The sequence below is a fragment of the Serratia sp. BNK-12 genome (assembly GCF_047456085.1).
Classification (GTDB): Bacteria; Pseudomonadota; Gammaproteobacteria; order Enterobacterales; family Enterobacteriaceae; genus Serratia; species Serratia liquefaciens.
Genome location: NZ_CP179896.1, coordinates 4,371,030 through 4,383,548, shown reverse-complemented (window position 1 = coordinate 4,383,548; position 12,519 = coordinate 4,371,030). Strand labels below are relative to the sequence as shown.

Here is a 12,519-nt window from a genome sequence, read left to right as displayed (position 1 = left end):
CGCCCAGTGGGAAGGGGCAAGCGTTAGCCAAGTGCAGGGGCAATCTCCGCCAGCGCCTGTTCGTCCTGCAACAGCGCGGCGCTGCTGGCAATGTCGGGCGCCAGCCAGCGATCCTGATGGTAAGGTTCTACCCTTTGACGCAGCAGTCGCCAGGCGCGCCTGGTACCTTCGCCGACGCGTTGCGGTTGCAAAAACTCGAAGGCCTGCGCCGCCAACAGATATTCAATCGCCAGGATCTGGTTAACGTTGGCCAACAGCTTATGCAGCCGCAATGCCGCACCGGTTCCCAGACTGAGGTGATCTTCCTGCAGCGCCGAAGTGACATAATTATCCACTACGCAAGGCTGGGCCAGCTGACGGTTCTCTGCGCACAGCGATGCCGCCACGTATTGAGCGATCATCATGCCGGAGTTGACGCCCGGCTCACTGACCAAAAATGGCGGCAAACCGCTGACCAGCGGGTTAATCAGACGATCGATGCGCCGTTCCGCAATACCGCCGAGTTCGGCGATAGCGATCGCCAACACATCGGCGGCCATCGCGACCGATTCGCCGTGCGGATTGGCCTGTGACATGACGCGGAAATTATCCGGTGTGCCAAGCAGCAGCGGGTTATCGGTGGTGCCGTTCAGCTCGGTTTCAATCTGTCGTTCGGCATGAGCCATCTGATCGCGGCAGGCACCGTGCACCTGTGGAATCGAGCGGATGCTCAGCGCATCCTGAGTGCGAATACCTTTGCTGGCGGCAATCACTTCGCTGCTGTGCAGTAGCGCCCGCAGATTGGCGCCCACCCGTTGCATGCCAGGATGCGGTTTCAACGCCAGTATTTCCTCGTCGAAGGCGGCAATTTGTCCACGCAGGGCTTCAAAGCTCATGGCACCCAATACGTCTGCCCAACGCGCCAGTCGCCAGGCGTCGGCCAGCGCCAGGCAGCTCAGTCCAGTCATGCAGGGCGTACCATTGACCAGACACAGGCCATCTTTGGCCCCGAGCGGTGGCAGCGCTATGCCTTCTTCCGCCAGCGCCTGAGCGGCGGGGACGATTTGCCCGCGATAGCTGACCTCGCCGAGCCCGAGCAGGGCAACGCCGACGTGCGCCATATGGGTCAGATAGCCGACCGATCCCTGCGACGGCACCTGAGGCGTGACGCCGTGGTTAAGCAGCGCCAGCAGCGCCTCAACCACCGACCGGTGGATGCCGGATTTACCGTGGCTGTAGTTCACGATAGCGCAGCAAATAATGGCGCGGGTCTGTTCGTCGCTCAGCGGTGTACCTACCCCACAGGCGTGGCTCATCAGGGTATTGCGCGATAGCTGTGCCAACTGTTCGCCGTGCAGCGCCTGGTTACAGAGCGCGCCCAGGCCGGTATTGACGCCGTAGGCGCGTTGTTCACTGGTGACGATTTGCTGAACGATAGCCTGCGCGTTCTCAATACGTGCCCAGGCCGCGTCAGACAGGCTGAGCGGCACCCTATGGCGCGCCACCGCCACCACGTCCTGCCAGCGCAGCGGCTGGCGGTCGATCTCTACTGACGAAGGATAGTGCATTTGGGTTTCCTCAAGCATGGGCCACCCTCATCGGGCGGGGCTTTTGCACATTTTCATCCAGCGCCAGACGGCGTTGCACGAAGCGGTTAACGTATTCGTCGGCCGGGTTGTTAAGAATGTCCTGCGGCGTGCCGACCTGGATCAGTTTGCCGTCCTTAAGGATCGCGATCCGGTTGCCGATGCGAACCGCCTCATCGAGATCGTGGGTGATAAACACCAGCGTTTTGTGCAGCTCTTTTTGCAGCGCCAGCAGTTGATCCTGCATCTCGGCGCGAATCAACGGATCCAGTGCGCTGAAGGCTTCGTCCAGCAAAATGATGTCGGTATCGGTGGCCAGCGCACGCGCCAGCCCGACGCGTTGGCGCATGCCGCCGGAGAGTTGATGCGGATAGGATTTCTCATAGCCCTTCAGCCCTACGGTGTTGATCCAGTGCAGCGCACGCTCCTGATACACCTCTTTATTCTCCCCCCGCACTTTCAGGCCATAGCCCACGTTGTCCAGCACCGTTTTGTGCGGCAGCAGGCCAAAGCTCTGAAACACCATGCTGATCTTGTGGCGACGGAAGTGCTCAAGCTGCTTTTCGTCGTAGCGCAGGATATCTTCACCGTCTACCAGGATCTGGCCGCTGGTGGGATCGATCAGACGGTTGAAGTGGCGTACCAAGGTGGATTTTCCCGATCCGGACAGGCCCATGATCACGAAGATCTCACCGGCTTCGATCGACATCGACAGATCGTGCACGCCGATCACGCAGTCCGTCGCGGCCTGCACTTCCTGCTTGGTTTTTCCTTGTTGGCTCAGTGCCAGCGCCGCCGCCGTTTTATGGCCGAAGATCTTGTAGACGTTTTTGATTTCTATTTTGTTCATCGGGGTTACCTCGCAACGGCGGTGTGGCCGTAAGCCTGAGTGATGCGATCAATGACCACGGCCAGAATGACGATCGCCAGCCCGGCTTCCAGTCCCAGCCCGACGTTCAGCGTCTGAATGCCCACCAACACGTCTTCCCCCAGCCCACGAGCGCCGATCATTGACGCGACCACTACCATCGACAACGACATCATGGTGGTCTGGTTGATACCGGCCATGATGCTCGGCAGCGCCAGCGGCAACTGGACGCCGAACAGCTTCTGCCAGCGGTTGGCGCCAAAGGCGGTGACGGACTCCATCACTTCCTTGTCCACCTGGCGGATGCCCAAATCGGTCAGGCGGATCAGCGGTGGCGTGGCATAGATCACCGTCGCCAGAATGGCCGGCACCTTGCCCAGGCCGAACAGCATCAATACCGGGATCAGGTAGACGAAGCTCGGCATGGTTTGCATCACGTCCATCAGCGGCATCATTACCGCCCGTACGCGATCGCTACGCGCCGCCAATATGCCTTGCGGAATGCCGATAATCACCGCCAGCAGCGTGGCGACCAGCACCAGCGCCAGGGTTTGCATCAATTTGTCCCACATCCCGGCGGTACCGACCAGCAGCAACAGGCCGACGATCACCAGGGTTGGCAGCCAACGACGGGTGGCGTGCCAGGCCAGTAGCCCGACCACGGCCAGCATCACCCACCATGGGGTGGCGCGCAGCAGGCTTTCGAGGTGGATCACCGCCCACAGCAAGGTGTCGGAGATCTTGCGGAACATATCGCCATAGTTGGTGACCAACACGTCGACCCAGCGGTTGATCCAATCGGCGATGGAAAAGGTAAAGCGTTCTGGAAACATAAATTTTCCCCTGTCTGGCCCGAAACCTATCCGATTACGGGTGGGTGTTCACGGAATGCCAAAGCGCTTACAAGGAAGCCTCAATTTTTTTCGCTGCGTCTTCGCTGACCCACTGTTTCCAGATATCCGGGTGCTGCTTGAAGAACTCCAGCGCCAGCTTCTGGGAGCTGATGCGTTCCTTGCTCATGCGCGCCAGATTCTGATTAATCAGACTGAGCGGCAGATTCACTTTTGACAACACCTGCACCAGCTCAGGCGCCTGCTGGTTAAACACGCTGGAAATGCCGACCTTGATGTGGATATTCTTGTCCACGCCCGGTTCTTCCAGTTTCACCAGATCGAGCTGGCCCATGATCGGGGTAGGGGACCAATAGTAGAAGAGGATAGGTTCGCCGCGACGGTAGCTGGAAAGAATAGCGGTATCCAGCGCAGGGCCGGTGCCTGGGCGGAAGTTGGTGAATTTGTCGTCCAACTTGAATTTTTTCAGGATCGCGCTGTTGTCCAGTTCGCAGGTCCAGCCGGCGGGGCAGTTGTAAAAGCGGCCTTTGTCCGGCTCTTCCTGATCGCGAAACACCTGCACGTATTTGGCGAGATCCGGGATGCTTTTCAGATCCGGCGCCAGCGGTTTCAACTTACGCTTGGCATCGCCTTCAATCACATAACGTGGCACGTACCAGCCTTCAACTGCGCCGACAATGGGGGCGCCGACGCTGACCGCTTTACCCGCTTTCTCGGCCTTGTTCCAGACCTCACTGCGGCCGATCCACTCTTCGGCGAAAATCTGAATGTCGTTGGTGCCGACCGCCTGCTCCATGGTGATGGAGTTACCCGGCAGCGCGTCGGTTTTACAGTCGTAACCCTTTTGCAGTACGTATTGCATCACGTCGGTCAGCAGCATGCCGCTTTCCCAGTTCAGTCCGGCGAACTTGACCGGTTTACCGGATTCGCACCAGCCTGCTGCGCGTGCGGAGAGGCTGCCTGTCATCAGCCCGAGCGCGATCAGCGGTATCCATAATTTGTGTCGTGTTTGCATGTTGATACTCCACGTTAATGACGAAGAGCCCGGGAACGGCGGGCTCGTGAGACTAATACTGTGGTGAGGACGTGACGGGTGAACCCCCGCCTTTTTTACGTACCCACAACCAGTAAGCCAGGGTAAGGAAGGCTACCCACACCAACCCCACGTACAGGGCAATGCGGCTGTCTTCGAAGTAACCGAGCAGGCCGATGACGAACAGCATAAATATCGTCGCCAGTGCCGGTGCGACCGGCCACCAGGGAACCGGGAAGCTCAGCTTGCTGACCTCTTGCGGCGTCAGCGTGCGGCGCATGGCAATTTGTGACAGCAGGATCATCAACCAAACCCAAACGGTGGCGAAGGTGGCGATGGAGGCGATGATCATAAACACCTGTTTTGGGATCAGGTAATTGAGCACCACCCCCAACAGCAGGGCAATGGACATCACCAGCACCGTCATCCAGGGCACGCCGTTACCGGTCAGGCGAGTGAAGCTTTTGGGTGCCTGACCTTCCTGCGCCATGCCGTACATCATGCGGCCGGCACCGAAGATATCGCTGTTGATGGCGGAAATGGCGGCGGTGATCACCACCACATTCAGCACGTTGGCGGCGGAACTGATCCCCAGATTGCTGAAGATCTCAACAAACGGGCTGCCGTTTTGGCCGATGCTGTTCCAGGGATAGATCGCCATCAGCACCAGCAGCGTCAGCACGTAGAACAGCAGAATGCGAATCGGTACCGCATTGATCGCTTTCGGCAGCACCTTCGCGGGGTCTTTCGCCTCGCTGGCGGTAATGCCGATGATCTCAATGCCGCCGAAGGCAAACATCACCACCGCCAGCGAGGCAACCACGCCGCCGATGCCGTTAGGCATAAAGCCACCGTGCTGCCACAGGTTGCTGAGGCCGGTGGCATGCTGAGTCTGACCGAAGCCAAACAGCATCACCGCCGCGCCGCCGATGATCATCGCGACGATTGCAGCCACCTTGATCAACGACAGCCAGAACTCCATTTCGCCGAACACTTTCACGCTGCACAGGTTGAGCGCGCCGATGAACATGATGATGCTGAGTACCCACACCCATTGGGCAACGTCCGGGAACCACAGCCCCATATAGATGCCGAAGGCGGTGACGTCAGCCAGGGCAACAATCACCATTTCGAAGGTATAGGTCCAGCCGGTGAGGAAACCGGCCAAGGGGCCAAGGTAATGGCTGGCATAATGACCGAAGGAGCCGGAGACCGGCTGATGCACCGCCATTTCACCCAGCGCGCGCATCACCATAAAGACCGCCGCGCCGCCGACCAGATAAGCCAGCAGCACCGCAGGACCGGCCAACTGGATGGCTCCGGCGGAGCCGTAGAACAGACCGGTGCCGATGGCCGAGCCGAGCGCCATAAAGCGGATATGCCGCGCGTTTAGTCCGCGTCTGAGTTGTTTTGTTTCGTTATGCATGTTGCTTCCCGTCGAGTTTTTACGGCAGAACAGGCACGCGCTATCCGCACCGGGTGGAACGCACCCGGTGGGACAGAACAAACTGCGTGGTAGGTTTTATTTATGCCTGGCTAGGCAGCAATGCCGCAGGCATCAGCGAGGTCAGATGACCGGTTGCCAACAGCAGGCTGGCAGCTTCAATGTCGGGGGCGAAGAAACGATCCTTGTCATAGTAACTGACTTGCTCGCGCAGCACGCGGCGTGCCTGCTCCAGACTTTCGGTGGTTTTCAGGCCCTTGCGCAAATCCAATCCCTGGCAGGCCGCCAGCCATTCGACGGCCAGAATACCGCGCACGTTATCCGCCATTTCCCACAGGCGGCGTCCTGCAGCCGGTGCCATGGAAACATGGTCTTCCTGGTTGGCGGAGGTCGGGATGCTGTCGACACTGGCCGGATGCGCCAGCGCTTTGTTTTCGCTGGTCAGTGCCGCGGCGGTAACCTGGGCAATCATAAAGCCGGAGTTCACGCCGCCGTTGTCCACCAGGAATGGGGGCAGTTGCGACATGTGTTTATCCATCATCAGCGAGATACGACGTTCGGACAGCGAGCCGATTTCGGCAAATGCCAGCGCCAGATTGTCGGCAGCCATCGCGACCGGTTCGGCGTGGAAGTTGCCGCCGGACAGCACATCGCCCTGTTCTGCGAATACCAATGGGTTGTCGGATACCGCATTGGCTTCGACCTCCAGCACTTCGCTGGCCTGGCGGATCTGCGTCAGGCAGGCACCCATCACCTGCGGTTGGCAGCGCAGGGAGTAGGGATCTTGTACCTTTTCGCAGTTGCGATGCGAGTCGGACACTTCGCTGCGTTCGCCCAGCAGATGGCGGTAAGCGGCGGCGGCATCGATCTGGCCACGTTGGCCGCGTACGGCGTGAATACGTGCGTCAAACGGGCTGCGAGAACCCAGAGCGGCTTCCACCGTCAGGCTGCCGGTGACCGTGGCTGCGGCGTACAGGTCTTCTGCGTCAAACAGGCCGCGCAGCGCGAAGGCGGCGGAAACCTGGGTGCCGTTCAGCAGCGCCAGGCCTTCTTTGGCCGCCAGCGTGAGCGGCTTCAGGCCTGCTTTGGCCAGTGCCTCGGTGGCAGGCAGCCATTCGCCTTGATAGCGGGCCTTGCCTTCGCCCAGCAGCACCAGACTCATGTGTGCCAGCGGAGCCAAATCGCCGGAGGCGCCCACGGAGCCCTTCAGCGGGATATGCGGATAGACTTCGGCGTTGACCAAGGCCATCAGCGCCTGGATCACTTCCAGACGGATGCCGGAGAAACCGCGCGACAGGCTGTTGATCTTCAACACCATAATCAGGCGAACCAGGTTGTCGTCGGTCGGCGCGCCAACGCCAGCAGCATGTGACAACACGATCGAACGTTGCAGATTTTCCAGGTCTTCAGGTGCAATGCGTGTAGACGCCAGCAGGCCGAAACCGGTATTGATGCCGTAGGTGGTGCGGTTTTCTTCGACAATGCGTTCAACGCAGGCCACGCTCTGCTGGATAGCGGCGTAGGCATTGTCGTCCAACGTCAGGGTCACCGGGTATTGATAAACGTCGCGTAGTTGAGCCAGAGTCAGTTGGCCTGGGCGGATAGTCAGCGCTTTCATGCTTTGTCTCCTTGAGTCGCGGCCACCATCGGCAGGTTCAAACCTTGCTCACGGGCGCATTCAATCGCAATGTCGTAACCGGCATCGGCATGACGCATCACACCAGTGGCAGGGTCATTATGCAACACGCGGGCGATACGTTCGGCGGCTTCGTCGGTGCCGTCACAAACGATAACCATACCGGAATGCTGCGAGAAGCCCATGCCGACGCCACCGCCGTGGTGCAGGGAAACCCAGGTCGCACCGCTGGCGGTATTGAGCAGGGCGTTAAGCAGCGGCCAGTCGGAAACGGCGTCCGAACCGTCCTGCATAGATTCGGTTTCGCGGTTCGGGCTGGCGACCGAGCCGGAGTCCAGATGGTCACGGCCGATCACGATCGGTGCGGACAGTTCGCCACTGCGTACCATTTCGTTGAAAGCCAGGCCCAGCTTGGCGCGCTGGCCCAGACCGACCCAACAGATACGTGCCGGCAGGCCCTGGAAGCTGATGCGTTCGCGCGCCATATCCAGCCAGCGATGCAGATGTTCATCATCCGGGATCAGCTCTTTAACCATGGCGTCGGTTTTGTAGATGTCTTGCGGATCGCCGGACAGTGCAGCCCAGCGGAACGGGCCGATACCGCGACAGAACAGCGGACGGATATAGGCAGGCACGAAGCCTGGGAAATCGAAGGCGTTATTGACGCCCATTTCTTTCGCCATCTGACGAATGTTGTTGCCGTAGTCGAAGGTCGGTACGCCCATTTTCTGGAACGCCAACATGGCTTCGACGTGTTCAGCCATCGACTGCTTGGCGGCGGTCACCACCTGCGCAGGTTCGGTTTGTGCACGTTCGCGATACTCTTCCCAGCTCCAGCCTTTTGGCAGATAGCCGTTCAGCGGATCGTGGGCGCTGGTCTGGTCGGTGACCATGTCCGGGCGCACGCCGCGGCGCACCAGTTCTGGCAGAATGTCTGCCGCATTGCCGCACAGGGCGATGGAGATGGCTTTGCCTTCGGCGGTGTATTTCTTGATGCGAGCCAGCGCGTCGTCCAGATCTGTCGCTTGTTCATCGACATAACGGGTCTTCAGACGGAAATCGATACGGCTTTGTTGGCATTCGATGTTCAGTGAACAGGCGCCTGCCAGCGTAGCGGCCAGCGGTTGCGCGCCGCCCATACCGCCCAGACCGGCGGTCAGCACCCAGCGGCCCTGCAGGCTGCCGTCGTAATGCTGGCGACCCGCTTCCACGAAGGTCTCGTAGGTGCCCTGGACGATGCCCTGGCTACCGATATAGATCCAGCTGCCGGCGGTCATTTGGCCGTACATGGCCAGGCCTTTGGCGTCCAGTTCGTTAAAGTGTTCCCAGGTGGCCCAATGTGGCACCAGGTTAGAGTTGGCAATCAGTACGCGTGGCGCGTTGCTGTGGGTTTTGAATACCCCGACCGGTTTGCCGGACTGAACCAGCAGCGTTTCGTCTTCTTCCAACGTTTTCAGGGTGGCGACAATTTTGTCGTAGCAGTCCCAGTCACGCGCGGCGCGGCCAATACCGCCGTACACCACCAGCTCATGCGGGTTTTCCGCCACTTCCGGATCGAGGTTGTTCATCAGCATGCGCAACGGCGCTTCGGTCAGCCAGCTTTTTGCATTTAATTTTGTGCCGCGTGGCGCGCGTACATCGACATTGCGAACTTTGTTATTTGCAGTCACAGCATTTTCCTCAAACAGTATCGGTGCAGATCCCATGGTGCGGTGGGGTGAATCACCACGCCATAACAATGCGTAGGGTTTATTAACATATACTTGTATGTACAAGCATATGCAACACCGACCAGTGAGCGGCTAAAAAGGCATAAGGGAAAGTTATTTTTGTTTTAAATCAATGCGATAGTTTTCGTTTTGACGCCTGAGCTATTAGGCTCGCACTGAAGAACAGTGAGCTATTCAACAAAAATGAATTAAAAATGGGTCATTTTTGAGCGGCTAATCACAATAAATTTACATACCCATTACAAGTTAGGGCGAGCGATAAAAAAGTCCTATCGCTGGAGGGGGTGAAGCCGTTGACAGAGTGCTGTGTTGTTTTGTGGTAGGGGCGCCGCATGCTGCGCCCAATAGCATAATCAATGGGTTAAATCGGGTCGAACATGTTCGACCCCTACCGGTTTAGCCCTTATACGGGTTTGTCAGCCGGTCGCAGCGTCGCGCTTCGGGTCATTTTGAAAACTGTAGCGATGGCGGCGATCAGCGCTGGCACGCACAGGAACATCAAAATGCTCTGCACTTCCCATTGCATGGCCAGCAACTGTGCCCCCATCATGGTGCCCGCCACGCCGCCAAAGCGGCCGATGCCCTGCATCCAGGCTATGCCGGTTGCGCGACTGTGGGTCGGGTAGAAGGTGGCCGCCAGCGTTTGCAGACCGGATTGCGCACCGTTCATGGTGATGCCCATCAGGAAGATAAAGGTACCCAGCAGCACGATATGGCTGTCCTCGGTCGCCATTGCCACAATCAGCAGGGCGGTAATGACAAAGCCGCTCGACACCACCTTATGGGCGTTCCAGCGGTCCATCAGCCAGCCGGCCACCAGAATGCCAAGCGTGCCGCCGAAGGTGAACAGCGAGGTCAAAATGGCCGACTGCTCCAGTTGATAGCCCAGTCCCTGCATCAGGATCGGCATCCAGCTCAGCAGCACGTAATAAATTACCAGGCCCATAAAGTACGTCAGCCACAGCATCAGCGTGCCAGTCAGATAAGGGCGGGTGAACAACAGGCCGACGCTGGTTTTGGACTGTGCCAATTTCTCTTCATACAGATAAAAGCGCGTCACGTTATCGAGATTCTGGCTGACAAAACGCTGGGCAATACGTTTGATTTTTGCCGCATCCTTACCGCGGTTCACCATGTATTTCACCGATTCCGGCAGGAACAGGATCAACAATACCGTCAGCGCCAACGGAGCGATCGCCCCCAGCAACAGCACGCTATGCCAGCCATACGCCGGGATCAGCCAAGACGAAATCGCACCACCGCCGGCCGCACCCAGCGGGAAGCCGCAGTACATGGTGTTAATCGCCAGGGAACGGCAGCGTTGTGGCGCATATTCGGAAATCAGCGTGATGGCGTTCGGCATCGCCGCCCCTAATCCCAGGCCGGTGAGGAAGCGCCACAGCGTCAGGCTATTGAGCGAGCCAGCGTAGGCGGTAGCCAGGCTCGACAGGCCGAAGAACAGACAAGAAAACACCAGCACCCGTTTGCGGCCGATACGATCGGAAATCGGTCCGGCGACCAGAGCGCCAAGGGACAGGCCCAGCAGCGCGGCGCTCAGCACCGGGCCCAGATCCTGTTTAACAATGCCCCAGTCTTTGGCGACCGAAGGAGCGATATACCCCATGGCCGCCGTGTCAAAGCCATCAATGGCCAGGATCAGGAATCCCAAAATGATCAAGGTCCAGTGAAACAGCGAAAATTTGCTGTCATCGATGGCCTGCTGAATATTCAACTCGGTGGAATGAGCCATGGCAACCTCTAACGCAGATGTGATTGTGTGGATAAATCGCCGGAACTGATGCCCGGCTTGTGCTTGCCTGTCTATACATCTGCGCGCAGGCGCTTTATGTCAAATATATTTATCTTATGCGTTAAATAAATGTTGTTTTTGCGAAGCAGATTACATCGTAAACACAAGGAGATTGCTCAGTAAGCAAATAAAATGAAGCGGATAGCCGGTGAGATACGCTGGCGAAGGCGGGTAGGATAAAATTTAATACAATTTCGCCCGTTTGGTCGCCGGGCTGGAATCTGCGATAATCCCTTTTTACCTTTCCAGATTGAGAAACCGATGCAGTACCCGATTAATGAAATGTTCCAAACCTTGCAGGGCGAAGGCTTTTTCACCGGCGTTCCAGCCATCTTTATTCGCTTGCAGGGCTGCCCGGTAGGATGCAGCTGGTGCGACACCAAACATACCTGGGAAAAGGAAGCCAATCGGGAAGTCGATATGCAGCGGATCCTGGTGAAAACCGAAGAGAGCGACGCCTGGGGCAGCGCCAACGCCGAGCAGCTGTTGGCGGTGATGCGTCAACAGGGTTATACCGCACGCCACGTGGTAATCACCGGCGGCGAGCCCTGCATCTATGATCTGACTCCGCTGACCCAGTTGCTGGAAGACAACGGCTACGGCTGCCAGATTGAGACCAGCGGCACCCACGAAATCCGGTGTTCGGCGAAAACCTGGGTGACGGTATCCCCCAAGGTGAATATGCGCGGCGGCATGAAGGTGTTGGATCAGGCTTTGCAGCGCGCTGATGAAGTGAAGCACCCGGTTGGGCGTGAGCGTGATATCGAAGCATTGGATGCGCTGCTGGCGACGCTGCATGATGAGAAGCCGCGTATTATCGCGCTGCAGCCGATCAGCCAGAAGGAAGAGGCGACTCGCCTGTGCATCGAAACCTGCATTGCGCGCAACTGGCGCCTGTCGATGCAGACCCATAAATATCTGAACATCGCATAAAATTCAGGGCGCCATTGGGCGCCCTTTCTTTAACCTTTATACACGCATCCCGCGGTACAGGTTTCTTTCACCATCACCGCAGTCAGCTCCGGCAACTGGGGTTTGAGCTGTTGCCAGATCCAGGCGGCAAGCACTTCGCTGGTGGGATTTTCCAATCCTGGAATATCGTTCAGATAATGGTGATCCAGGCGCTCCCAAATAGGGGAGAACACGGATTTAAGCTCGGCGAAATCCATCACCCAACCGGTATGTGCATCCACTTCACCGGTTACTTCCAGACGCACCATAAACGAATGCCCGTGCAGACGGCCACATTTATGGCCCTCAGGTACGTGCGGCAAACGGTGTGCGGCTTCAAACTGAAAATCTTTAAACAGCGTGGTTGCCATTATTACGGCCTCATTGACTCAAAAACCGCCGAAGTTTACCGGAAACGGAGCCTGCTTGCCATTTATACCGCTATGGTCTACCGCTGCTGTGGACAATGCACGGTTAACACTTTTTTTGTTTGGTAGCGACTGGACCTATCGGTTGGGGTAATGAGTGGTAAATGCGATTCATTCAAATAACGTTAAAAAAACAGCTTTATTTTCAGGGCGATAAAAATCTCTGCTTAGCGCTTTAAGCACTATCCGTTACCAGAAAAACA

At 57.8% G+C, this 12,519-nt stretch carries 10 protein-coding genes; 1 reads left to right on the top strand and 9 read right to left on the bottom strand.

Annotated features, from left to right (window positions below; all coding sequences use genetic code 11):
• Positions 1-23 precede the first annotated feature (23 nt).
• The 8 genes from hutH (ACMGG1_RS20505) to ACMGG1_RS20470 all read right to left on the bottom strand — a co-directional run bounded on the left by hutH (ACMGG1_RS20505) (position 24) and on the right by ACMGG1_RS20470 (position 10,877).
• Positions 24-1,547, bottom strand: coding sequence for a histidine ammonia-lyase (hutH, locus tag ACMGG1_RS20505; RefSeq protein ID WP_414161461.1), 1,524 nt, complete (start codon positions 1,545-1,547; stop codon positions 24-26).
• A gap of 10 nt (positions 1,548-1,557) precedes the next feature.
• Entirely contained in the window at positions 1,558-2,415 is an 858-nt protein-coding gene (locus tag ACMGG1_RS20500) for a quaternary amine ABC transporter ATP-binding protein (RefSeq protein WP_128864993.1), read from the bottom strand.
• A gap of 5 nt (positions 2,416-2,420) precedes the next feature.
• A complete protein-coding gene (locus tag ACMGG1_RS20495; protein ID WP_048762945.1) occupies positions 2,421-3,266 on the bottom strand; it encodes an ABC transporter permease in 846 nt (281 codons plus the stop codon).
• Between the two features lie 67 nt (positions 3,267-3,333).
• A complete protein-coding gene (locus ACMGG1_RS20490) occupies positions 3,334-4,299 on the bottom strand; it encodes an ABC transporter substrate-binding protein (RefSeq protein ID WP_048762946.1) in 966 nt (321 codons plus the stop codon).
• A gap of 52 nt (positions 4,300-4,351) precedes the next feature.
• On the bottom strand, positions 4,352-5,743 hold the full coding sequence (locus tag ACMGG1_RS20485) for an amino acid permease (RefSeq protein WP_142815880.1): 1,392 nt from the start codon (positions 5,741-5,743) through the stop codon (positions 4,352-4,354).
• Positions 5,744-5,843: 100 nt separating this feature from the next.
• Positions 5,844-7,379 (bottom strand): histidine ammonia-lyase, encoded by a 1,536-nt coding sequence (hutH, locus tag ACMGG1_RS20480; protein WP_128864992.1) that lies wholly within the window; start codon positions 7,377-7,379, stop codon positions 5,844-5,846.
• Positions 7,376-9,067 (bottom strand): urocanate hydratase, encoded by a 1,692-nt coding sequence (hutU, locus tag ACMGG1_RS20475; RefSeq protein ID WP_044554208.1) that lies wholly within the window; start codon positions 9,065-9,067, stop codon positions 7,376-7,378. The genes hutH (ACMGG1_RS20480) and hutU overlap by 4 nt, the downstream gene beginning before the upstream one ends.
• A gap of 463 nt (positions 9,068-9,530) precedes the next feature.
• Entirely contained in the window at positions 9,531-10,877 is a 1,347-nt protein-coding gene (locus tag ACMGG1_RS20470) for an MFS transporter (protein WP_414160982.1), read from the bottom strand.
• Between the two features lie 321 nt (positions 10,878-11,198).
• On the opposite strand from ACMGG1_RS20470, the gene queE reads away from it, so the two are divergent.
• On the top strand, positions 11,199-11,870 hold the full coding sequence (queE, locus tag ACMGG1_RS20465) for a 7-carboxy-7-deazaguanine synthase QueE (RefSeq protein ID WP_115060067.1): 672 nt from the start codon (positions 11,199-11,201) through the stop codon (positions 11,868-11,870).
• Between the two features lie 29 nt (positions 11,871-11,899).
• On the opposite strand, the gene queD is transcribed toward queE, so the two are convergent.
• A complete protein-coding gene (queD, locus tag ACMGG1_RS20460) occupies positions 11,900-12,259 on the bottom strand; it encodes a 6-carboxytetrahydropterin synthase QueD (protein ID WP_262244749.1) in 360 nt (119 codons plus the stop codon).
• Between the last annotated feature and the right edge of the window lie 260 nt (positions 12,260-12,519).

Coding starts and splice junctions, on each gene's coding strand:
- ACMGG1_RS20470 (WP_414160982.1), bottom strand. CDS start 10,877: ATGGCTCATTCCACCGAGTTGAATATTCAGCAGGCCATCGATGACAGC.
- ACMGG1_RS20495 (WP_048762945.1), bottom strand. CDS start 3,266: ATGTTTCCAGAACGCTTTACCTTTTCCATCGCCGATTGGATCAACCGC.
- ACMGG1_RS20485 (WP_142815880.1), bottom strand. CDS start 5,743: ATGCATAACGAAACAAAACAACTCAGACGCGGACTAAACGCGCGGCAT.
- queE (WP_115060067.1), top strand. CDS start 11,199: ATGCAGTACCCGATTAATGAAATGTTCCAAACCTTGCAGGGCGAAGGC.
- queD (WP_262244749.1), bottom strand. CDS start 12,259: ATGGCAACCACGCTGTTTAAAGATTTTCAGTTTGAAGCCGCACACCGT.
- ACMGG1_RS20500 (WP_128864993.1), bottom strand. CDS start 2,415: ATGAACAAAATAGAAATCAAAAACGTCTACAAGATCTTCGGCCATAAA.
- hutH (WP_414161461.1), bottom strand. CDS start 1,547: ATGCACTATCCTTCGTCAGTAGAGATCGACCGCCAGCCGCTGCGCTGG.
- hutH (WP_128864992.1), bottom strand. CDS start 7,379: ATGAAAGCGCTGACTATCCGCCCAGGCCAACTGACTCTGGCTCAACTA.
- ACMGG1_RS20490 (WP_048762946.1), bottom strand. CDS start 4,299: ATGCAAACACGACACAAATTATGGATACCGCTGATCGCGCTCGGGCTG.